Annotated in this window: 20 protein-coding genes; 13 read left to right on the plus strand and 7 right to left on the minus strand. The window is 70.9% G+C overall.

All coding sequences use genetic code 11. The features are described from left to right. A partial coding sequence (locus QR77_RS46790; RefSeq protein ID WP_040023022.1) for a hypothetical protein occupies window positions 1-240 on the minus strand: 240 nt, incomplete at its 3' end. 91 nt (window positions 241-331) lie between these two features. Between QR77_RS46790 and QR77_RS18535 the strand changes: the two genes are divergently transcribed. Together QR77_RS18535 and QR77_RS18540 are read left to right on the plus strand one after the other, a co-directional pair. Continuing rightward, the gene (locus QR77_RS18535; RefSeq protein ID WP_107068953.1) at window positions 332-1,798 is read left to right on the plus strand and encodes a DUF2079 domain-containing protein; all 1,467 of its coding nucleotides are present in this window, start codon (window positions 332-334) and stop codon (window positions 1,796-1,798) included. Between the two features lie 89 nt (window positions 1,799-1,887). Beyond that, on the plus strand, window positions 1,888-2,700 hold the full coding sequence (locus QR77_RS18540; protein WP_040023024.1) for a class I SAM-dependent methyltransferase: 813 nt from the start codon (window positions 1,888-1,890) through the stop codon (window positions 2,698-2,700). Here QR77_RS18540 and QR77_RS43745 read toward each other — a convergent pair. After that, window positions 2,585-3,202: an IclR family transcriptional regulator C-terminal domain-containing protein gene (locus QR77_RS43745; protein WP_078876855.1), complete on the minus strand. Its 618-nt coding sequence runs from the start codon at window positions 3,200-3,202 to the stop codon at window positions 2,585-2,587. The two genes, QR77_RS18540 and QR77_RS43745, sit on opposite strands and share 116 nt — an antisense overlap. A gap of 399 nt (window positions 3,203-3,601) precedes the next feature. On the opposite strand from QR77_RS43745, the gene QR77_RS18550 reads away from it, so the two are divergent. Then, window positions 3,602-5,254: an L-lactate permease gene (locus QR77_RS18550; protein WP_040023025.1), complete on the plus strand. Its 1,653-nt coding sequence runs from the start codon at window positions 3,602-3,604 to the stop codon at window positions 5,252-5,254. Between the two features lie 35 nt (window positions 5,255-5,289). On the opposite strand, the gene QR77_RS18555 is transcribed toward QR77_RS18550, so the two are convergent. Continuing rightward, window positions 5,290-6,081, minus strand: a complete 792-nt coding sequence (locus QR77_RS18555; protein WP_040023027.1) for a DNA-formamidopyrimidine glycosylase family protein — start codon at window positions 6,079-6,081, stop codon at window positions 5,290-5,292. Between the two features lie 89 nt (window positions 6,082-6,170). Here QR77_RS18555 and QR77_RS18560 point away from each other — a divergent pair, with 89 nt between their 5' ends. The 7 genes from QR77_RS18560 to QR77_RS18590 all read left to right on the plus strand — a co-directional run bounded on the left by QR77_RS18560 (window position 6,171) and on the right by QR77_RS18590 (window position 13,690). Continuing rightward, entirely contained in the window at window positions 6,171-6,812 is a 642-nt protein-coding gene (locus QR77_RS18560) for a C39 family peptidase (RefSeq protein WP_040023028.1), read from the plus strand. 154 nt (window positions 6,813-6,966) lie between these two features. Then, a complete protein-coding gene (locus tag QR77_RS45170) occupies window positions 6,967-7,767 on the plus strand; it encodes a hypothetical protein (protein ID WP_052488879.1) in 801 nt (266 codons plus the stop codon). A gap of 64 nt (window positions 7,768-7,831) precedes the next feature. After that, a complete protein-coding gene (locus tag QR77_RS18570) occupies window positions 7,832-8,419 on the plus strand; it encodes a GNAT family N-acetyltransferase (RefSeq protein ID WP_040023029.1) in 588 nt (195 codons plus the stop codon). A gap of 136 nt (window positions 8,420-8,555) precedes the next feature. Beyond that, the gene (locus QR77_RS18575; RefSeq protein ID WP_063798043.1) at window positions 8,556-10,124 is read left to right on the plus strand and encodes a serine hydrolase domain-containing protein; all 1,569 of its coding nucleotides are present in this window, start codon (window positions 8,556-8,558) and stop codon (window positions 10,122-10,124) included. A 274-nt stretch (window positions 10,125-10,398) separates the two neighbouring features. Further along, window positions 10,399-11,550 carry a mechanosensitive ion channel family protein gene (locus QR77_RS18580; RefSeq protein ID WP_078876861.1) on the plus strand — a complete coding sequence of 384 codons (1,152 nt, stop codon included), beginning with the start codon at window positions 10,399-10,401 and terminating at the stop codon, window positions 11,548-11,550. Then, window positions 11,525-12,211 carry an NAD(P)-binding domain-containing protein gene (locus tag QR77_RS18585; protein WP_040023030.1) on the plus strand — a complete coding sequence of 229 codons (687 nt, stop codon included), beginning with the start codon at window positions 11,525-11,527 and terminating at the stop codon, window positions 12,209-12,211. Before QR77_RS18580 ends, QR77_RS18585 begins: the two co-directional genes overlap by 26 nt. Window positions 12,212-12,430: 219 nt before the next feature. After that, on the plus strand, window positions 12,431-13,690 hold the full coding sequence (locus tag QR77_RS18590; RefSeq protein ID WP_063798044.1) for an acyltransferase: 1,260 nt from the start codon (window positions 12,431-12,433) through the stop codon (window positions 13,688-13,690). A gap of 77 nt (window positions 13,691-13,767) precedes the next feature. On the opposite strand, the gene QR77_RS18595 is transcribed toward QR77_RS18590, so the two are convergent. Next, on the minus strand, window positions 13,768-14,859 hold the full coding sequence (locus QR77_RS18595; RefSeq protein ID WP_052489640.1) for a HoxN/HupN/NixA family nickel/cobalt transporter: 1,092 nt from the start codon (window positions 14,857-14,859) through the stop codon (window positions 13,768-13,770). 233 nt (window positions 14,860-15,092) lie between these two features. Between QR77_RS18595 and QR77_RS18600 the strand changes: the two genes are divergently transcribed. Then, a complete protein-coding gene (locus QR77_RS18600) occupies window positions 15,093-16,091 on the plus strand; it encodes a S66 peptidase family protein (RefSeq protein ID WP_040023032.1) in 999 nt (332 codons plus the stop codon). Between the two features lie 62 nt (window positions 16,092-16,153). Here QR77_RS18600 and QR77_RS18605 read toward each other — a convergent pair whose 3' ends face one another. Then, the gene (locus QR77_RS18605; RefSeq protein WP_040028226.1) at window positions 16,154-17,659 is read right to left on the minus strand and encodes an MFS transporter; all 1,506 of its coding nucleotides are present in this window, start codon (window positions 17,657-17,659) and stop codon (window positions 16,154-16,156) included. A gap of 190 nt (window positions 17,660-17,849) precedes the next feature. On the opposite strand from QR77_RS18605, the gene QR77_RS18610 reads away from it, so the two are divergent. After that, window positions 17,850-18,314 (plus strand): MarR family transcriptional regulator, encoded by a 465-nt coding sequence (locus QR77_RS18610; protein WP_040023034.1) that lies wholly within the window; start codon window positions 17,850-17,852, stop codon window positions 18,312-18,314. A 28-nt stretch (window positions 18,315-18,342) separates the two neighbouring features. Here QR77_RS18610 and QR77_RS18615 read toward each other — a convergent pair whose 3' ends face one another. Together QR77_RS18615 and QR77_RS18620 are read right to left on the minus strand one after the other, a co-directional pair. Continuing rightward, window positions 18,343-19,644: a DUF6596 domain-containing protein gene (locus tag QR77_RS18615; protein ID WP_040023035.1), complete on the minus strand. Its 1,302-nt coding sequence runs from the start codon at window positions 19,642-19,644 to the stop codon at window positions 18,343-18,345. A 77-nt stretch (window positions 19,645-19,721) separates the two neighbouring features. Further along, a complete protein-coding gene (locus QR77_RS18620) occupies window positions 19,722-20,078 on the minus strand; it encodes a YciI family protein (RefSeq protein WP_040023037.1) in 357 nt (118 codons plus the stop codon). 265 nt (window positions 20,079-20,343) lie between these two features. On the opposite strand from QR77_RS18620, the gene QR77_RS18625 reads away from it, so the two are divergent. After that, window positions 20,344-21,381: a methyltransferase domain-containing protein gene (locus tag QR77_RS18625; RefSeq protein WP_040023039.1), complete on the plus strand. Its 1,038-nt coding sequence runs from the start codon at window positions 20,344-20,346 to the stop codon at window positions 21,379-21,381. Window positions 21,382-21,409: the final 28 nt, after the last annotated feature.

The raw sequence follows: 21,409 nt of genomic DNA on the forward strand, positions 1-21,409 counted from the left end.
GGCCGTACCGGCCGCTCCCGGGGGCCCGTCGTCCCCGACTCCGACGTCGCCGACTCCGACGTCCGGGACTCCGTCGTACGGGACTCCGACGTCCCGGGCCCCGTCGTCCCGGGCCCCGTTGTCGAGACCTCCGCTCACCCCGACCGCGAGCTCCGGCTCCGCCTCGATGACGGCCACGGGTACGGGTACGGGCACGGCTACCGCCACCGCTACGCCCTCGGCTTCGTCCGGAACGCCCACCACCCCCGTACCCCCTCCCGACAGCGGCCTCTCCTCGCACGACGCCTTCCGCCCCTGACCGAACGGCCCACCGATGTACCGACCTTCAGCCATGCCCGACAACCGGACCGAGGCGACACCTGGAACCCTCTCCTCCCCCCGTCCACGCCGGAGACAGGGCAGACAGCGCACCGCCCCGGAGACGGCCGCCGCACCCGTACAGCGGCACCCGCGCGCCGACCCGTACCTCATCGCGGGCGCCCTCTTCGCCGCCTACACCGCCCTCTCCGTCCTCCGCTGGCGCCGCATGGAGACGCGCTCCTGGGACCTGGGCATCTTCGAGCAGGCGATCCGCGCGTACGCCCGTCTCCAGGCGCCCGTCGCCGATCTCAAGGGCCCCGGCGCGAACATCCTCGGCGACCACTTCAGCCCGGTGATCGCCCTGCTCGCCCCCGCCTACCGGGTCTTCCCCACCCCCGCCACCCTCCTCGTCGCGCAGTCGGCGCTGTTCGCGGTCTCCGCGATCCCCGTCACACGCGCCTCGGTACGGTTGCTGGGCCGCGCGCCGGGAGCTGCGATCGGCGTCGCGTACGGGCTCTCCTGGGGCATCCAGCGCGCCGCCGACTCCGACTTCCACGAGATCTGCTTCGCCGTGCCGCTGATCGCGTTCTCGCTGGAGGCGCTGCTCGCCGGCCGGTGGCGGGCCGCCCTCCTGTGGGCGCTGCCGCTCGTCCTGGTCAAGGAGGACCTCGGGCTCACGGTGAGCGCGCTGGCGGTCGTCGTGCTGATACGCGCCCGGCGCGTCTCGTCGCGCGCCGTCACCGCCGCTGTCGCTGTGGCCGTGTTCGGGGTGGTGGCCACCCTGATCACCGTCACCGTGGTGATCCCGGCCTTCACCAGCGCCGACGCGTACGGCTACTGGGGCAAGATCGGCGGGGACGGCTCCGTCACGGACGGCCTTCTCGTCAAACTCCGCACCCTGCTCTGGCTGTTGCTGCCGACGACCGGTCTGCTCGCGGTACGTTCCCCGCTCGCACTCGTCCTGATTCCCACCCTCGGCTGGCGCTTCGTCTCCGGCGAGGCGACCTACTGGGGCACCGACTGGCACTACAACGCCGTCCTGATGCCGGTCCTCGCGCTCGCTCTCGCCGACGCCCTGACCGCCGTACGCGACAGCCCGAGGCGCTGGCTGTGGGGTTACGCGAACCGGCTCCCGGCCTGCGCGGCCGCCGCCGCCCTCGCGCTGACCACCGCCCTTCCGCTGTCCGCCCTCACCGACCCTGCGACGTACCGCAAGAGCCCCGAAGTCAGCGCGCGGGAAGCGATGTTGCGCCGAATACCCGACGGGTCGACGGTCGAGTCCGACGTCGGCCCGATCAGTCAACTGACCTCCCGCTGCCGGGTCTTCTGGGTCGGGGACGCGAAGCCCGTGCGGCCGGACTTCATCGCTGTCGACAATGTGTCGGGCTGGCTGAAGGATCCGCCAGGCTACGCCCGCCAACTGCACCCGGACGCGCGGTACACGGTCGTCGGCTCGGCCGGCGGGTACCTCCTCCTTCAGCGCGTCGCCGCAGGATGAGGCCGCCCGACAGCGCAGCGCCGTAATTCGCGCGCGCCGCACGGTAATTCGCGTGCGCGGCCCGGCGGCCGGATCGTACGGTCGGATCCATGACGACCGACCCGGACTGGCTGCTGATCAACCGCGAGAACTGGGACAGCAGGGTCCCCGTTCACGCCGCCAGCGACTTCTACGACCTGCCGGGGTTCGGGGAAGGCGCGGTGTCGACGCTCCGTCCGTACGAACTCGACGAGGTCGGCGACGTGTCCGGCAAGCGCCTGCTGCATCTCCAGTGCCACATGGGCCAGGACACCCTGTCGTGGGCGCGCCGTGGCGCCGATGTCACCGGGCTGGACTTCTCGGCGCCCGCTATCCGCCGCGCCGATGAACTGTCCCTGAGCACCGGCCTGAAGGACCGCGCCCGGTTCGTCGTCGCCGATGTGTACAACGCGCCAACGGCCCTGGAAGGGCAGCGCTTCGACGTCGTGTACACCGGGATCGGCGCGCTGGTGTGGCTGCCGGACCTGGTCCGCTGGGCCCGGGTGGTGTCGTCGCTGCTGAGCGACGGCGGATTCCTCTATCTCGCCGAATTCCACCCGGCCGGCGATCTGTTGGGCCAGGACGGCACGACCGTGGAGTACGACTACTTCCAGCCGGAGGGGCAGACGTACGACAACCCGCACACCTACACCGACGGTCCGGAACTGGGCAACAGCACGTCGGTGCAGTGGCAGCATCCGCTCGGGGACGTGGTGAGCGCGCTGGCCGCCGCCGGGCTGCGGATCGAGTTCCTGCACGAGCGCGACGTCACGCTGTTCCGGCGTTACCGGGCGCTGGAGCGGGTGCCAGGCGGGTACGGATTTCCCGCCGGCCGGCCGCGCGTCCCGCTGATGTACTCCGTCCGCGCCCGGAAGACCGTCTGACGGACGTCGGCGTACGCCTCAGCCTGCCGCTGCCGCTGCCGCTGTCGTCTCCGGCGCCACGGCCGGACGTACGGGCGGCGGCGGCGACACAGAGGATGCCCGGTTCGTTCTCCTCGTTGTCGTAGGCCCAGCCACGTGCCCTGATCACCGCCAACTGGCCGCGCAGTTCGGCCGGGTCGTCGATCGTGCGGGGCGTACGGACCTGGAGACCGGTGCGTTCCAGGAGCGCGTCCGCCTCGGCGGGCGGGAGGGCGGCGAGGATCGCCTTGCCGATGCCCGAGCAGTGCAGGCCGATGCTCAGGCCCACCCGGGACGGCATGTGGTACGGCTTGGCGCTTTCGAGCTTCGCCGCGTAGACGGCCCGGTCTGCGTCGAGCAGCGCGAAGTGCACCGTACAGCCGGTGTCCCCGGACAGCTCGCACAGCGCGGTGTCGGCGTGCTGGGCGGGGTTGAGGCGGCCGGTGACCTTGCCGGCGAGGGTGAGGATGCGCGGTCCCGCCACATAGCTCCCGCTGCCGGACAGGGCCTAGCAGGGCGAACTGCCGGACAACGAGCGACTGGAGGATGCGGTGGACGGTGGATTTGGCGAGCCCGGTCACCTCGGCGATGTCCGTGACGCGCTCGTTTTCCGGCAGCGCTTCGAGTACCGCCAGGACCTTCTCGGCCGCGTTGGCGCTCCGGGCGCTCCTGGCACTCCGGGGATTGCTCGGCATGTGCTCACCGTGACCGGGGCCCGACCGGCCCCACCACGGTCCCGGAATGAACTTCGCACCACCACGGGCCCGGAGAGAAGTTCACAGGTGAGAAGCCTTCCCCGGGGTGGAGACCGGTGCCAACATGATCGTGCTTCGATGCGGGACGCTGTTCCGCACCACGGAACACGAGGCGGACGGGACCCCCCATGTACACCCAGAACCTCCCCCTTGATTCGGTCGGCTGGTCGGCGCTCGTCGCGGCCGTACCCCTGATCACCGTGCTCGTACTGCTCGGCGTGTTCCGCTGGAAGGCACAGTGGGCGGGGCTCGCCGCCCTGGTCGTCGCACTCGCCGTGGCGCTCTTCGCGTACGGGATGCCGGTCGGCCAGACCTTCAACGCCGCCGGGTTCGGCGCCGCCAACAGCGTCATAGCCGTGCTGTGGATCACGTTCAACGCGATCTGGATCTACAACCTCACTGTGGACACCGGGCACTTCGCGGTGCTGCGCCGCGCGTTCACCGCGATCAGCGACGACCGCAGGATCCAGGCGATCGTCATCGCGTTCTCCTTCGGCGCGCTCATGGAGGCGCTGGCGGGCGGCGGTTCACCGATCGCCATCTGCGCGGTGATGCTCATCGCCGCAGGCTTCGCGCCGCTGAAGGCGGCGACCATCGCGCTGCTCGCCAACACCGCGCCGGTCGCCTTCGGCGGGATGGGCAACCCGGTGACGATCCTCGGTTCGGTCACCGGCCTGAACCCCGACGACCTGGGCGCGATGGCGGGACGGCAGGCGCCGCTGCTCGCCGTACTGGTGCCGTTCCTGCTGGTCGGCATCGCCGACGGGCCCCGGGCGATCAAGCAGGTGTGGCCGGCCGCGCTGACGGCCGGAGTCGCCTTCGCCGGAACGCAGTTCGTGCTCGCCAACTTCTGGGACTACAAGCTGTGCGACATCTTCGCGGCGCTGGTGTCGGCGGGCGCGGTGGTTGCGCTGAACCGCGTATGGCAGCCGTCCGGTGCCGAACGGGCCCCGGGAACACCCCCGGTGATCGCCGGCGGATCGGTCGACCACGACCCGGTGGCCGAGCGCAGGGCGGGACGGCCCGAGGGCGGCGACTCGCGCGCCGACATCTTCACCTCGTTCGCCCCGTACCTGATCGTCGTCGTGCTGTTCTCGCTGGCGCAGATCGGCCCGATCAAGGCCTGGCTGGCACACGGTACGAGCCAGTTCGGCTGGCCGGGCCTGCACATCCAGGACAGCGCGGGCCATCCGGTCTCCACGGTCTTCTCCGTGGCGTGGGCGTCGACGCCCGGCACGCTGCTCTTCCTCTCCGGCATCCTGACCGCCGTCCTGCTGCGGGTGAGGCCGGCCAAGGCGATACGGGTCTACGGCGCGACGATCCGGCAGTTCGGCTGGGCGATCTTCACCATCCTCTGTGTGTTCGCCCTGTCGTACGTCATGAACTTCTCCGGCCAGATCACCACGCTCGGCGTATGGCTGGCGCAGACAGGCGCGTTCTTCGCCTTCCTGTCGCCGCTGGTCGGCTGGTTCGGGGTGGCGGTCACGGGTACGGACGCCGGGTCGAACGCGCTGTTCGGCGGCTTGCAGTTGACGGCGGCGCACCAACTGGGCGCTTCACCCGTCCTCTTCGGCGCCGCCAACACCAGCGGTGGCGTACTGGCGAAGATGATCTCTCCGCAGAACCTCGCGATCGGTACGGCGGCGGTGGGCGCGGTGGGCGCCGAAGGCACGCTGTTCCGCAAGGTGTTCGGGTGGAGCATGGCGATGCTGTTGCTGCTGTGCGTCATCGTCTACCTCCAGTCGACGGCCGTGCTGGGGTGGATGGTGGTCGGCGGCTGACCGCGCGGGGCGGGGCCGCGGACTGTGCGCCGGGGCTACGAGTCGGTCGGCGAGGGCTGGCAGCGGGGACACCAGACCGTGCCGCGCCCCGCGATCCGGCCCCGGCGCAGCCGCTCGTCATGGCGCGGGCAGGTCCCCTCCGGGTCGTCGCGGCGGCCGGTGAGCCATGAGCCTCGCGGGGGTACGTTTCCGGCGCGCACCGCCGAGCGCAGCGTGCGGCGCATGTCCGCGTACAGGCCCTTCCGCTCGTCCTCGGTGAGGCCGTCGGCCTTGCGCGCCGGGTGCACCTTGGCGCGCCACAGGATCTCGTCGGCGAGCAGATTGCCGAGTCCCGCCAGTGCCGACTGGTCGGTGAGGACCGACTTCACAGTGGCGTGCCTGCCGGTGAGGAGGTCGTCGAAGCGGGCCCGGCTCACCTCCATGGCGTCGGGGCCCTGGCCGGCCAGCAGGCGGGCCACACCGTCGTCGTCGGCGAGCCAGAGCCCCTTCAGCTTCCGCTGATCGCGGTAGCGGAGCACGTGCCCGCCGTCCACGGTGAAGATCACCCGGTCATGGACGTGCGGTTCCTCGTCGGGGCCGGAGCAGACGAGCATGCCCGTCATGCCGAAGTGCAGCAGGAGAGTGGGCCCGTCGGTGCGGGCGAGCAGCCACTTGCCGTGCCGCTCGGGCTCGGTGAACCGCCGCCCTTCGAGGTCCGCGCGCAGCCGCCGCGTACTCACTCCGTGCAGGACGCCGGCATCACGCACCTCCACCCGCTGGATCAGCCTGCCCCGCGCGCAGGAGGCGAGGACCTCGCGGAACGACTCGACATCGGCCAGCTCGGGCATACCGCGAGCGTAGGTAGGAAGTGCGGTTCGTGCCGCTCGGCCCGGAGTGCGGTTCGTGCCGCTCGGAGCGAAGCCTCAGGCTGTGTGTCATGACCGCCCCCTCGGAAACCGCCGTCCTCCACCACGTCCCGTACTACGCCCAGTGGGAGTCCGCCGACCTCGTGCCCGCGATCATCGGCCGGGAGATCGACGCCGCCGACGATCCGCTGTGGCAGAAGTCCGGCGCCGACAGCGCTGAGGAGTACGCGTTCTGGTCATGGCGGCTATGCGGCGTGGCCTGTCTGCGGATGGCTCTCGACCACTGGCGGGGTACAACCCCCACCGCGCTCTCGCTGGCCGCCGACTGTGTCGCCGCCGGGGCGTACGTTCGCCACGAGGACCGCGTCGACGGCCTGATCTACGCGCCCTTCGCCGCGTACGTGCGGCAGCGCTGGGGGCTGCGCGCCGAGTCGCGGCCCGAGCTGACCACCGGGCAGGTCCGCGACGAGGTCACCGCCGGCGCTCTGGTGATGCTCTCGGTGCACGCGTCCATCCGGGACCTGGGGGCTGCGCCGCCCCGGCGCGGCGGCCATCTCGTACTCGCCGTGGGTGTCACGGACGAGGCAATCGTCGTCCACAACCCGTCGGGGTTCCCCGGCGTCTCGCAGCGGTTCACGCACATCCCGTGGTCGGAGCTGGACCGTTTCTACGCGGGGCGGGGCGTCGTGCTGGCTGAGCGCCCACCGTCGTAATCCGGCCACGGCCCCTCGCCGCTCGTGATTCGGCTCTCGCGATTGGACCAGTCGAGCTACTTGTCCCTTTTTGAGGGTAATGGACTTTTAGTCCATTGGGGTTCAATCCTCGGGTAGTCGCATGCTCAACAGTCTTAGCCGCGTTGGTAGCCACGTGGAACCACGTGAATTCTGGGATCGGAACACCGTTCTGGCGGAAGCTTTCTGCGCCAGTGACGAGCGCGTACGCCAGGCGCAGGCCGTGCTGGACGAGGCGCAGGCGGAGCGCAGCAGGACGCTCGCCGCGTTCGCCGTCACCGTCGGCAGCGACGGGACCATCGCGGACCTGATGGGCCTCAACGAGCGCGAAGTGCGCCTCGCGCGCCGCACCGTGGGCAAGAGTGACGCCCGGACCGTCGCCGAGGGGCTTCTTGAGCGCTACCCGGGGGCTCACCCAGGGCTCGGCGCCCACGCGAACAAACAGGCGGCTCCACCGCCGCACCCGCATCAGGCCCAGCACCAGGCCCAGCACCAGGGTCCGCAGGCGGGCCCGCCGCCGGAGGAGAACCCCCTCGATCAGGCTCCGCTGATGGAGGTCCACCTGCCCCACCCCCGGGGCGAGACCGTCTACTCGCTGCCCGACGCCCCCGCACACCCGGCGCACGACCCGGCGCCCCCGATGCTCGGCGCGCAGGAGGCCGAGCACAACACGGTGGTCTGGTCGTCGAGCATGGACTCGGTCCTGCTCTGGAGCTGGCAGTCCGGCCTCGACCTCCAGACCGTCGCCGCCGAACTGGGCCTGGACATCCGGGCGCTGCTGATGCGCGTACAGGCGCTCGCCGACAACGGGATGCTCACCCCGAGCGCCCAGACCGCCGAGGCCAACCGATCGGGCCGGCACCGCAGGCACCACGAGGAGGCGTACGCCGCGCTCTTCAGCCCCACCGCCACCTTCCCGACCCATGTACACCACTGAGCACGTGAGCCACGTGAGCACGTGAGCACGTGAGCACGTGGGCGCGCTGGCTACGCTGCGAGGCATGGAGCAAGCCGACAAGCCCACGGCCCGCGAACCCGCCGTCCTCGACCTCGCCGGACTCGCCTCCGACCCGGAACGGGGCGCCGGGTTCGCGGAAGCGGCGCACCGGATCCTCGCGGATCTGGTCGCCGGCGGCGCGGCGCTCGGCTGGGTCGAGCCGCCCTCGCGCGGCGAAGTGGCGGACCTGATCGGCGCCGTCGGCGCCGCGGTGCGCGCCGGGGACGGGAGCCTGCGGGCCGCCTATCTCGGCGGGCGGCTGGTCGGGCTCGGGTACTGGCTGCGGTACACGCGCCCGACCCACCGCCCGCACGCCGACCTGGAGAAGGTCGCCGTGGCCGCCGCCGCCCACGGTCACGGCATCGGCCGGGCGCTGACGACGGCGCTGATGGACGACGCCAGGCGGGCCGGCATCGAGGTCCTCACGCTGGACGCCCGTGGCGACAACGAGGGGGCCCTGCACCTCTACCGCTCGCTGGGCTTCACCGAGTACGGCCGGCTGCCCGGCTTCGTCGCCGTCGGCGAACGCCGCTACGACAAGGTCTTCCAGATGGTGGACTTCCGCGCGGAAGGCCGGCAGCGGGCCCGCTGAGGCCCCGTAACAGAAGAACCCCCTACCAAAGAAGGGGGTCGCCCCCTCCGAAGGTCCACTGATCGGCGCCGCGCTTCTCCCTAGCTTCACAGGGGCAGGTCAGACACCGATTTCGGCCCTACGGAGACCAGACGACGTGACCCCTCTCCCCGCACCGACGACCAGGACAGGCGTACGCCGAGCGTGCGCGGCCGGCCTTCTCGGGGCGGCGCTGCTGCTGTCCGCCGTACCACCGGCCCAGGCAGCCGCCGCCATCACAGCAACCACAACCACAACCACCACGCCGGTCGCCGGGCTCGATCCGGCGGCCGTCGACCGCTTCATATCCGCGTACCGGGCCAAGACAAGCCAGCCCGGTCTGGAGATCGCCCTCACCCACGGCGACAAGGTCGTCTACACGAAGGGGTACGGCGAGGACTCCACCGGCGCCCACATCACCGACACCACCAGGATGCCGGTCGCCTCGCTCAGCAAGTCCTTCACCGCGACGGCCGTGATGCAGCTCGTCGACGAGGGAAAGGTCGACCTCGACGCACCGGTGGACCACTACGTCAGCGACTTCCGGCTCGGCGACCCGCGCGGCGCCGACATCACCGTGCGGGAGTTGCTCAACCAGACGTCGGGGATGGCCGATTCGGCCTTCCCCGACCTGCGCGAACCGCAGGCGCACGACCTGAAGAGCGCGGTCACCCGGCTGCACGGCGCACAGCTCGCCGCCGAGCCAGGCACGGAGTTCAACTACCACAACCCCAACTACCAGGTGGCCGCGCGGGTGGTGGAGGAGGTCAGCGGCCGGCCGTTCGCCACGTACCTGCACGATCATGTCTTCGCACCGATCGGCATGGACAGCACCACCGTCAACACCTCGCGCGACGCGAAGGACGTGACGCACGGCTACGTACGCGCGTACGGCAAGGCTCTGGCCGCCGACGAACCCGACTGGTTCATCGGCGGCAGCCACGGCGTCATCACCACGGCCGCCGACCTCGCCAAGTGGCTTGTCACCCAGTACGACAACGGCAAGGCGCCGGACGGCCGCCAGGTGGTCTCCGCGGACGCCGTCCGCACGACGCACACGCCGCCCGCCGCGCCTTCCGACTCCGAGTACGCCATGGGCTGGCAGCGGGAGGACTACCACAAGGGGCCCGTACGGACCGCGCACAACGGCGAGTTGTTCACCTACACCGCCGAGCAGATCCTGCTGCCGGAGAGCGGCTGGGGGATCGTCGTCATGTCGGACACCGGCCTCTCCGTGGAGAACGACAGCGCGGTGATCGCCGACGGCCTGGTGGCGCTCACCCAGGGGCAGACCCCTGAAGTCCGCCGCCCGTCCGGGGTGTACGCCGACTGGGTCCTGGCGGCGTTCACGCTGCTCGCCCTGGCGCTCGGCGTGCTCGGCGTCGTACGGTCGCGGCGCTGGGCCAACCGCCGTGCCGTGCGCCCGATTTGGCGCGCCGCACTCCGGCTGGGGCCGTGCGCGCTGCCCGTCGCGGCCCTGGCGCTGCTCCGTGAGCTGGTGGGCTTCGTCTTCGCCGGCCGGTCGGGTACGTACTCCCAGATCGCCCACAACTGGCTCGCGCTGGTGGTGTTCATCGGAACGGCCGCGCTGTGCGGGGCAGTTGTGATCGGTACCCGTACGGTCCGCCTCGTCGCGGCGCACCGGGGACGGGCCGTCCCGGCGTCCGGCGCGCTGGACATCGCCTGAAATCCCGTACCCGGCATGTGGCGTTCGCGGGACGCGCTACCGTCGGACAGTTACGCGGGCACGGGCGGTCGGCGAGCGCGGGCACGGCGCCTGAGCAGGTACGAAGATACGTCCCCAGGTCCGCGTCCCCGCCGACTATTTCGGGCATTCAGTAGGTATGCCCCACCGCCCGTGAACGAACAGGTGATCATGTGACGCCCCACCAGGCTCCCGGCCGACGCAGACCCGGCCCCGCCCCTCAAGCAGGCTCCACGCCCGAGGCGGGAACCACCCGGTGAACCGCGCCCTCACCCCCCACGACCTGTTCCTCGCCGTCGCCGCCGTGATCGTCGGCCTCGCCGCCGGGCTGCTGCTGCGGATGACACTGCGGTGGCTCGGCGAGCGGGCGACCCGGACCCGGTGGGGCGGCGACGACATGATCGTCGGAGCCCTGCGCACCCTGGCGCCCTGGGCCGCACTCACCCTCGGCTGTTCGGCTGCGGCCACCGCGCTGCCGCTGACCCCGACGGTCGGGCACAACGTCAACCAGGTGCTGCTCGCCGTCCTGATACTGGCCGCCACCTTCGCCGCCGCCCGCGTGATCGCCGAACTCGTCCAGTCCGTCACGCAGTCCAGGGCGGCGGTGGCCGGTTCGGCGACGATCTTCGTCAACATCACCCGCGTCACGGTGCTGGCCATCGGCGTCATGGTCCTGCTCCAGACGCTGGGCGTGTCGGTGGCCCCGCTGATAACCGCCCTCGGCGTGGGCGGCCTCGCGGTGGCGCTGGCCTTGCAGGACACCCTGGCCAACCTGTTCGCCGGGGTGCACATACTGGTGTCGAAGACCGTGCAGCCGGGCGACTACATACGCCTCAGCAGCGGCGAGGACGGCTATGTGGTCGACATCAACTGGCGCAACACCGTGGTGCGCCAGATCACCGAGAACCTGGTGATAATCCCCAACGCCAAGCTCGCCGGCACGATCATGACCAACTACCACCGGCCCGAGCAGCAGATGTCGCTCCTCATCCAGGTCACCGTCGGCTACGACAGTGACCTCGACCACATCGAGCGGGTGACCACCGAGGTCGCCGAAGAGGTCATGGCCGAGGTGACCGGCGGCGTCCCCGCGCACGAGTCGCTGATCCGCTTCCATACGTTCACGGAGTCCGGCGTCGCCTTCACCGTCGTACTGGCGGCCCTGGAGTTCAGCGATCAGTACCTGCTCAAGCACGAGTTCATCAAGCGGCTCCACCGGCGCTACCGGAACGAGAAGATCCAGATCCCGGTCCCCGGCCGCAGCGTCGTCCTGCGCCGAACGGATGAACGGCAGGACCAACGGCTGGGCCAACGGCAGGACGAAACGGACACGGTCGCGGAACAGGCGGAACAGATCGGGCGGCCGGCGGGTTCCAAAGATCATGGCAACTCTTGGACTCATCGGTAGTGGACTCATCGGCAGCACCCTGGCCCGCCTCGCGGTGGCGGGTGGCCTCGACGTGGTGCTCAGCAACTCACGCGGACCGGAGACCCTGTCCGACCTGGTCGCCGAACTCGGCCCGCACGCCAAGGCCGGCACCCCGGCCGAGGCCGCGGCGGCAGGCGACTGGGTCGTGGTGACGGTCCCCCTCAAGGCGTACAAGCAAGTCCCCCAGGGGCCGCTGGCCGGAAAGACCGTCCTTGACACGAACAACTACTACGCGGACCGCGACGGGACATTCCCCGAGCTGGAGGACGACTCGACGACGAGCAGCGAGCTGCTCCAGCGGCACCTGCCCGACGCGCAGGTGGTGAAGGTGTTCAACAACATCTTCTTCAAGCACCTCGCCGACCTCCCCCGCCCCGCCGGCGCCGAGGACCGCACCGCGCTGCCGATCGCCGGCGACGACCCGGCCGCCAAGGCGCGGGCGGCCGAGCTGCTCGACGTACTCGGCTACGACACGGTGGACACGGGGACGCTCGCCGAGGGCGGCCGCCGGTTCCAGCCGGGCACCCCCGCGTACGCTCTGCCGTTCGTCGAGAAGCCGGGTCCGAACTTCACGGAGCAGCCCGCGGCGCCCGCCTCCAGGACGGTCATCGAGGCGGCGCTGGCCGCCCACGAGAGCTGACAGACCGCTTCCGTCACACCACTCCCTGTATGAGTATTCGGTTAACAACCGCTTGCTTGAATACTTTCCGGGCACGGGCTCTGGGTGGACAGTTTCCGGGCGGCGACGAGAGCAGAAGCAGACACTGCGGACAGAGCGGGCAAACGCACCGCCGAACCACCTGGTCGTAGCCCATACGAGGGCACGGGGGCCGAGGGCACGGGGGCCGGTGGTACGGCGGTGCTGTCCGTACCCTGTCCCGGTGCCGGATCCGATACGGCCGCCGACGGCGGTGCGGCCGGGCGCGGCTTCCCCTCGGCGCTGCGCGGGCGGGGGCGCGTACGGGGAGTGGACGGTCTGCGGACGCTCGCCGTCGGTCTTGTCATGGTCTACCACCTGGAGCCAGGACTGCTGCCCGGCGGCGCCCTCGGTGTGGACGTCTTCTTCACCATCAGCGGTTTCGTGATCACACGGCTGCTGGTGGCCGAGTTCGCCCGCACCGGAAATGTCGCCATGCGGTCGTTCTACTGGCGGCGGTGGCTGAGACTCGTACCCGCCCTGCTGACGGTCTGCGCGCTCTGCGCCGTACTGGCACTGACCACAGAACTGGCCGGCTTCGACGGCGCCTGGGCCTCGATCGGACTGACCGTGACCTTCCTGGTCAACATCGTCAGGGCGATGCAGCCAGGCGTCTTCACCGACTCCACCTCGCTGCTCGGCCACGCCTGGTCGCTGGGCGTGGAGGAGCAGTTCTACCTGATCTGGCCGCCGCTGCTGCTGCTTCTCCTGCGGCGTATCAGCGCGCGGAAGGTGGTGCTCTGCGCCGCCACACTGTGTCTGCTGCCGATGGTGTGGCGTTTCCTGCTGTGGAGTCCGTCGGCCGCACACCGGATCTACAACGGCACCGACACCCGCGCCGACCAGCTCCTGGCCGGCGCGCTGCTGGCGCTGGTGGTGGCCAGGCTGCACGCGGACGACCGGCGGCTGGCGGCGCTACGGCAGTGGTCGGCGCGGCTGGCCTGGCCGGCGCTCGGGGTCCTCGCGCTGATCGTCTGGCAGGTGCCGATGACCGGCGCGAGCGCCTGGGAGTCCTCCTGGTACACGGTCGGCTTCCTGGTGGCCGCCGCGCTGTCCGTCACGGTGGTGGCCGCTCTGGAACTAGAGCCGGGCAGTTGGCTGTCCCGGCTGCTCTCGCTGGCGCCGATGGCCTGGGTCGGCCGCAATCTCAGCTACGGCCTCTACCTCTGGCACTACCCGCTCGGCCGGCTCCTGCACGACCTGGGGATGCCGACGGGCCTCGGCACCTGGCACGCGCCGACGACGCTCGCCGCCACGTTCGCGGCGGCGACAGCCTCGTACTACCTGATAGAGCGCCCGCTCACGCGCCGCTTCAAGCACCCGCGTGGGCGGATGACGACAGGATCGGGATCGGGAACGGGAACGGGGACGGGTACGGGTACGGGGAGCACGACACCGGCAGCGGTCGGCGCGGCGGCGTGAGCGGCCCGCAACGGCGACGGCCGCGACCGTAACCGCGCCCGTAACCGCGCCCGCGACCGCGCCCGTGACGGCCGCCGCTACGGCAACTCGCCCTCGTCCGGGGTGGCGACGGCCCGCAGCCCCGCCGACCACTTCTCCTCGATCCGCCCGTACTTCCACACGAGCAGCGCGACCGCCCAGGTGACAAAGAAAAGTCCGACGATCACAAAGCCGATGAGGTTCAGGTCCAGGCCGCCGATCCAGTCCCAGAACAGACCGTGCAGACCGAGCTGGTCGCCGATCAGCCCCAGCAGCTCGACCGTACCGATGATCAGCGCCACGGCGACCGAGAGGCCGGTGATGGTGAGGTTGTAGTAGACCTTGCGTACGGGCTTGGAGAAGGCCCACTCGTACGCGAAGTTCATGAAGGAACCGTCGATCGTGTCCAGCAGCGACATCCCGGCGGCGAAGAGCACGGGCAGGCAGAGGATCGCGTACCAGGGCAGCCCGGAAGCGGCGCCCGAACCGGCGAGGACCAGCAGCGCGATCTCGGTGGCGGTGTCGAAGCCGAGGCCGAAGAGGATGCCGATCGGATACATCTGCCAGGGCTTGGTGACCGACCGCATGACGCGGCCGAGGATCCGGTTCATGAACCCCCGGTTGTTCAGGTGCTCTTCGAGCGTCGCCTCGTCGAAGTCGCCCGAGCGCATCTTCCGGAAGACCCGCCATATCCCGACGAGCAGGACGAGGTTGATCGCGGCGATCGCGTAGAGGAAGACGCCGGAGACCGTGGTGCCGATGAGACCCGTCACCTTGTGGAGCTGGGAACCGTCGTTCTGGACACCGCCGGCGAGCGCCTTGATGCCGATCGAGAGCAGGAAGGCCGCGACGAAGACGACGCTGGAGTGACCGAGCGAGAACCAGAACCCGACCGACAGCGGCCGCTTCCCCTCGCCCATCAGCTTGCGGGTCGTGTTGTCGATGGCCGCGATGTGGTCGGCGTCGAAGGCGTGGCGCATCCCCAGGGTGTACGCGGTGATGCCGATCCCGATGCCGAAGACGCCCGTACCCGCGCCCAGGCTGTAATGCTGGGGCACCACGATCAGCAGCAACACGCCCCAGCCGATGACGTGCAGGGCGATGATGAAGGCGACCATGCCACCGAGGCGGGCCCACTCCTTCCGGCTCATCGACGCGCGTACGCGTTGCCACCGGGTCAGTCGCATCCCGGTTGTGTCGAGGGGCGGGGTCTCCGAGGTGGTGAGCACGGGGTGGTGAACCTTCTTCCTGCATCCTGCGTCTGTTGTGGGCCGCGCATGCCACCTTCATGCCACCAGGCCGTAACTGCAACCTTGTCGCAGTAAAGCCACCGCAAGATCATAGTGAGACGAACGAGCCAAGCTGGACGAACGAGGGATCCACGATGCACGAACTGCCCGACGTCCTCCGCCCCCAGGCGCTGTCGGCCGGCGACCTGGTCGCGGTCGCCGGACTGTCCGGCCCTCTCCACGCCGCCGACGAAGCGCTTCTCGCGCGCGGTGTCGCGGTACTGGAGGAGATGGGGTTCCGCGTGCGGGTCACCCCCCTGGTCTCCCCGGACCGGCGGCGGTGGTGGGCGGCCGGTTCACCGGCGGAGCAGGCCGCCGAACTGAACGCGCTGCTCCGCGACCCGGAGGTCAGGGCGATCGTCGCGCACACCGGCGGCCAGGCGGTCTTCGGCTACCTGGACCTGATCGACCTCGACGCGGTCCGGGCCGACCCGAAGCCGATCCTGGGCTACAGCGACATCTCGACGCTGCACCTCGCGCTGCACGCGCGTACGGGCCTGGTCGGGCTCCACGCGGACCTCGCCACCCACGGTTTCGGCAAGGACTGGTACGAGCTGATCGGCACGGAGCGCCGCGACGAACTCATCAGCCTCTACACCCGCGTCCTGACCGAACCCGAGGCGCCGGGGCCGCTGCCGGCCGCGACCGAGTGGGAGTGCTGGCGGCCGGGGCGGGCGCGGGGACGCCTGGTGGGCGGCCTGCTCAACAGGCTCGCGCGGATTCAGGCGACCGGCTTCGCGCTCCCGCCGGAACGCTTCGACGGCGCCGTCCTCTTCTGGGAGGAGGACGACCGTCCGATGCAGGAGGTCTGGAACAACCTGCATGTCCTGCGCCTGTCGGGGGTGTTGGACCGGATCGCGGCGATGGTCGTCGGCATCCCGGAGAAGATCTCGGTGCGGGGCTGCGGGGACAACCCGCCGACCGTACGGGAGGTGCTCCTCGACGTCCTGGGCGACCGCGACCTGCCGGTGCTCGGCCACGTCGACTTCGGGCACGCGTCCCCCAACCTGCCCCTGCCGCTGGGCATCCGCGCGGACGTCGACGCCACGGGCCGGACGCTGAGCCTGCTGGAGCCGGTGGTGGCGCGCCGCTGAAGCGGCGCGCCACCGTCCCGCGTACTCCTGTACAGCGACGATCTACCGCGCGTCCAGCCGTTCTACCGCGCGTCCTTCACGGCCTCCGGCACAAGCGACTCGCCCGGAACCTCGGCCGGCACTCCGGCCGAGGGTTCGGCCGACGGTACGGGCCGTCCCGCCCGCGCCCGGCCCGGGATGCCCAGGACCACCAGGGCGGCCACCACGGCCACGCCCGCGCCGATCATGAACGTCGCCCGGAAGCCCGCCTCGGTGGGTATCGAGACCGGGCCCAGGGTCGTGGTCATATGGGCCAGCACCACGCCCATGACCGCACTCGCGCTTGAGGTGCCGATCGAGCGCATCAGGCTGTTGAGCCCGTTGGCCGCAGCGCCCTCCGACGCCGGAACCGCGCTCATGATCAGCGCGGGCATCGCCGCGTACGCGAAGCCGACTCCCGCGCTGACGACCGCGGCGAAGGCGACCACTCCCCACGTACTGCCCATCAGCCCGAGGGCGAGCCCGTAGCCGCACGCGATGACGAGCGCGCCGACGAGCAGCGAGATCTTCGGGCCACGGGCCGCGGAGAGCCGGGCAGCGAAGGGTGAGACGGCCATCATCACCAGTCCGGCCGGCGCCATCCACAGGCCGGCGGCGAGCATCGACTGTCCGAGGCCGTAGCCCGTGGTCCCCGGGAGCTGGAGCAACTGCGGGGCCACCAGCGACATCGCGTACATCGCGAAACCGATGACGATCGACGCGAGGTTGGTCATCAGGATCGGACGGCGCGAGCTGGTACGGAGGTCCACCAGCGGCGCCGGGTGCTTCGACTCCCAGACGCCCCAGAGCAGCAGGATCACCACGGCGGCACCGAAGAGGCCGAGCGTGGTCCCGCTTCCCCAGCCCCAGTCGCCGCCCTTGGACACCGGCAGCAGCAGACACAGCAGCCCGGCCGACAGACCGAGCGCGCCGACCACGTCGAACCTGCCGCGCGCGGTCACCGAGGACTCGGGGACCAGCCGGAAGATCAGTACGCCGACCACCAGGCCCAGGCCCGCCGAGCCCCAGAACAGCACGTGCCAGTCGGTGCCCTGCGCCACGGCGGCCGAGATCGGCAGGCCGAGCGCGCCACCGACACCGAGCGAGGAACTCATCACGGCCATGGCCGAGCCGAGCCGCTCCGGCGGCAGTACGTCGCGCATGATGCTGATCCCGAGCGGAATCACGCCCATGCCGAAGCCTTGCAGCATCCGGCCGATCACCACCGGCGCCAGCGAGTCGGCGGGCGCGCACACGAGCGAGCCGACGACGAGCAGCACGGTACTGATGAGCAGCAGGCGCCGCTTGCCGTAGAGGTCACCGAGCCGGCCGACGACCGGGGTGGCGATGGCGCCGCCGAGCAGGGTGGCGGTGATGGCCCAGGACGCGTTGGACGCCGAGGTGTGCAGCAGTTGGGGCAGGTCCGGGATGAGCGGGACGACGAGCGTCTGCATCACCGAGACCACGATCCCGGCGGCGGCGAGGACACCGACGATCACATGGGTACGCGAGGCCGGTGCCGCCGGGGACGCCGGAGGCACGGGGGACATCGGCGAGGCCGTGGCGCTCATGTTCTCTCCAGGCGGGCTATGAGGTTATGCATCATGCACGCAGTATGCATGGTGCACGCGATGTGCGCCATGCATACCCATCAAGGTAGGGTGGACGAACCCGCGGGCGCGCCCCCCACGCCCCACGCACACCACGACCACGACCACGACCCGAGGAGCGGAGGCAGCCGTGGAGAAGGAGATCGCGACCATAGAGCGCGAGTTGAGGCTGGCGGGTCGCCACGCCGCGATGGGATCGTCCTCCGACTGCCCGCCGGGCGACCGGCTGGAGCGCAGCGCGTACCTCGTACTCAGCCGGATCGAGATGGAGGGCCCGCTGTCGATCGGCCAACTCGCCGACGCCTTCGGCCTCGACGCCTCCACCGTCAACCGCCAGACGGCCGCGCTCCTCCGTACGGACCTGGCGGAACGCATCGCCGACCCGGACGGCGGAATGGCCCGCAAGCTCCGCATCACCGACGAGGGCCTGCGCCGCCTGCACGCCAACCGCGCCTGGGCCACCAACGGCCTCGGCATCGTCCTCGCCGACTGGACGGCGGACGAAGTCGCCACCCTCGCCGACGCGTTGCTGCGCTTCAACACGACGATCGAAGAAAAAGAGGGCCGCCCCTGGCCCCGCCCGACGGGCTCCTGAGCGCCCAGGTCGACGGATCGCGCCTGAATCAATCACGCCGGTCACGGCGCTGGACGGCAGGACGCTCGTCCTCCAACTGGTGCGCACGCGCGCGCAGTAGCCCTCGTTCCCGTTCGTTGCGGGTCAGGGTTGCCGCGCGGTCGAACTCCGTGCGTGCCTCTGCCGTGCGGCCCAGGCGGGCCAGCAGGTCTCCGCGCACGCTCGGGAGCAAGTGGTAGTTCCTCAGGGCGGGTTCGCCGGCCAGGGCGTCGGCCAGCGCCAGGCCGGCCGCCGGGCCTTCCGCCATCGCGACCGCGACCGCCCGGTTCAGCTCCACCACCGGGGACGGGGTGATCGCGGCGAGGCGGCCGTAAAGGGTGGCGATCGTCGGCCAGTCCGTGTCCTCGTACCGCACCGCGGCCGCGTGGCAGGCGGCGATCGCCGCCTGGAGGGCGTACGGTCCCGGGGCCGCGCCCAGCGCGTTCGCCCGTTCCAGGGCGGTGAGGCCGCGCCCGATCAGCATCCGGTTCCAGGTGGTCCTGTTCTGGTCGGCGAGCAGTACCGGCTCCCCCTCGGGGCCTGTCCTGGCCGCCGTACGGGACGCCTGGATCTCCAACAGCGCGACCAGGCCGTGGACTTCTGGCTCCTCGGGCATCAGCCCAGCCAGCACCCGCGCCAGCCGGAGCGCGTCCTCGCACAGGGCGGGCCGCAGCCAGTCGTCGCCCGTGGTCGCGGAGTAGCCCTCGTTGAAGACGAGGTAGATCACCTCCAGTACGGATCCGAGGCGCGCGGCGCGGTCGGAGCCGTACGGCACCTCGAAGGGCACGCCCGCCTTCGCGAGGGCGCGTTTGGCGCGGACGATGCGCTGGGCCACGGTCGGCTCGGCGGTCAGGAAGGCGCGCGCGATCTCCTCGGTCGTGAGCCCGCCGAGCAGCCGCAGCGTGAGCGCGATCCTGGCCTCGGTGGAGAGCACCGGATGGCAGGCGGTGAAGATCAGCCGCAGCAGGTCGTCGTCGATGGAGTCGGGGTCGTCGACGGCGTCCATGGCATCCGTACCGTCGCCGCCGGGCGGCGGTACGTCCTCCAGCGCGCGCCCGACCTCCGCCAGCTTCCGCGCGTACGTCTCCTTGCGGCGGACGAGGTCGATGGCGCGGTGCTTCGCCGTGGCCATGAGCCAGGCGCCCGGCCTGTCCGGGACGCCCGACTCCGGCCACTGCTCCAGCGCGGCGACCAGAGCGTCCTGCGCGAGCTCCTCGGCGATGCCCACGTCTCGTACGATCCGCGCGACACCGGCGATGATCCGCGCCGACTCGATCCTGAATACCGCTTCCACCGCGTTCACTGCCGTCACGGCCACTCATCAGAACAGCACCGCGGTGACGGGGCAAGCGCGGCCGGATCCGGGTGGGCCGCTGACGGCGCCGGGGCTCAGCCTCCGACGATCTCCCGGACCTCGGCGGTGACGGTCCAGAAGTCCTCGTGCGTGTGGAGGAAGCGCTTGGTCCATTCGATCGCCTCGGCCTTGTCCTTCGCCTGGACGAGGGAGTAGCCGCCGATGACCTCCTTGGTCTCGGTGAAGGGGCCATCGGTGTACGACAGCTTCCCGCCGGACCAGGTGACGCGGGTGCCCTCGGACGTCGGGGCGAGCCCGCCGGTGTCGAGCATGACGCCCGCCTTGGTCATCTCCTCCATCAGCGCGCCCATCCGCTCCTGAAGCTCGGGGGTGATGCCCTCGGCGGGAGGGTTCTTCTCGTCGACGCGGATCAGCGTCAGGTAGCGCGGCATGGTGGCTCCTCGTTCGGAAGAGCGGGGCTGTTCCCCGCCTCTCACCTGTATGTCGAACGGGGGACGCCTGGATCGACAGCTCCGCCGACATTCCTCTGAATTCTTCCGAGAACTTTCCGCCCCGGCCATCGGGCCGGCCGCCGCGACAGCCATCGGGACAGCCATCGGGACTGCGACCGGGACAGCCGCCGGGTGGCTCTAGTACGCTCCGCGTAGTACGCGGATCGTACTAACGCCCACCTCACCCGTAACGCGAAAGGCAGCCATGCGCACGCACGACGCCCAGACGCTCGTCCTCTGCACGCTGGCCGACGGCCCGCTGCACGGGTACGCCATCAACGCGGCCATCGAGAAGCTGTCGGGCGAACCGCTCGGAGCCGGCAGTCTCTACGGCGCGCTCGACCGCCTCCAGGCCAAGAAGCTGATCGAGCCCCTCGACGGGCAGGGCCGCCGGCGCCCGGTACGGCTCACCCCGCTCGGCCGCGCGGCGCTCGACAGGCAACTGCGGTCCATGGCGCACGTCACCGACCAGATGTTCGAAGCAGCCGTCCCCGACCCGACCCGCTACCTGGACCGACTGGCCGCGACCGACGCGGCCGGCGCGTACAAGCGGGTCATACGGGACGGGCTCGGCGTACGGCCGGGTCACACGGTGCTGGACCTGGGCTGCGGACCCGGTACGGATCTCCGCGATCTCGCAGCCGAGGTCACCCCCTCCGGCACGGTGATCGGCCTCGACAGCGACGCCGCGATGGTCACCGAGGCCCGCGAGCGTACGGCGGACCTGCCCCAGGTCGGCGCCTGGCGCGGCGACCTGCACGCGCTCCCGCTGGCGGACGCGAGCGTCGACCGGGTACGGACCGAGCGCGTGCTCCAGCATGTGGCGGACCCGGCCGGGGCCCTGGCGGAGGCCCGGCGCGTGCTGCGGCCCGGCGGGCGGCTCGTCATGGGCGAGCCCGACTGGGACTCGCTCGCCGTCGACCACCCCGACCTCGATGTCTCGCGCGCGTACACCCGCCACATCACGGACCGGGTGGTCCGCAACGGCGTCATCGGCAGGCAGTTGGCGCGCGAGGCCGTCCGGGCCGGGTTCGCTGTGCCGTCGGTCGTCCCGGTTCCCGCCGTCTTCAGGGACGTTCAGGCCGCCGACCGGATCTTCGGTTTCCGGCGCAACACGGAACGCGCGGTGGCGGCCGGGTACTTGACCGCCGAAGCGGGCGAGGGCTTCCTCCAACACCTGGCGGCCGGGCCGCTGTTGGCGGTGGTGACGCTGTACGTGGTCGTCGCGGTGCGGGAGGCCTGAAGGCCCCCGGTTCACCAACACGCCCCCG

It is taken from the genome of Streptomyces sp. 150FB, from assembly GCF_000818195.1.
In the GTDB taxonomy this organism is placed as follows: Bacteria; Actinomycetota; Actinomycetes; order Streptomycetales; family Streptomycetaceae; genus Streptomyces.

Bases quoted from the DNA above. Each gene is read 5' to 3' on its own strand.
- QR77_RS18535 (WP_107068953.1), top strand. From the start codon at position 332: ATGCCCGACAACCGGACCGAGGCGACACCTGGAACCCTCTCCTCCCCC.
- QR77_RS18540 (WP_040023024.1), top strand. From the start codon at position 1,888: ATGACGACCGACCCGGACTGGCTGCTGATCAACCGCGAGAACTGGGAC.
- QR77_RS18550 (WP_040023025.1), top strand. From the start codon at position 3,602: ATGTACACCCAGAACCTCCCCCTTGATTCGGTCGGCTGGTCGGCGCTC.
- QR77_RS18555 (WP_040023027.1), bottom strand. From the start codon at position 6,081: ATGCCCGAGCTGGCCGATGTCGAGTCGTTCCGCGAGGTCCTCGCCTCC.
- QR77_RS18560 (WP_040023028.1), top strand. From the start codon at position 6,171: ATGACCGCCCCCTCGGAAACCGCCGTCCTCCACCACGTCCCGTACTAC.
- QR77_RS18570 (WP_040023029.1), top strand. From the start codon at position 7,832: ATGGAGCAAGCCGACAAGCCCACGGCCCGCGAACCCGCCGTCCTCGAC.
- QR77_RS18585 (WP_040023030.1), top strand. From the start codon at position 11,525: ATGGCAACTCTTGGACTCATCGGTAGTGGACTCATCGGCAGCACCCTG.
- QR77_RS18595 (WP_052489640.1), bottom strand. From the start codon at position 14,859: ATGAGCCGGAAGGAGTGGGCCCGCCTCGGTGGCATGGTCGCCTTCATC.
- QR77_RS18600 (WP_040023032.1), top strand. From the start codon at position 15,093: ATGCACGAACTGCCCGACGTCCTCCGCCCCCAGGCGCTGTCGGCCGGC.
- QR77_RS18605 (WP_040028226.1), bottom strand. From the start codon at position 17,659: ATGTCCCCCGTGCCTCCGGCGTCCCCGGCGGCACCGGCCTCGCGTACC.
- QR77_RS18620 (WP_040023037.1), bottom strand. From the start codon at position 20,078: ATGCCGCGCTACCTGACGCTGATCCGCGTCGACGAGAAGAACCCTCCC.
- QR77_RS18625 (WP_040023039.1), top strand. From the start codon at position 20,344: ATGCGCACGCACGACGCCCAGACGCTCGTCCTCTGCACGCTGGCCGAC.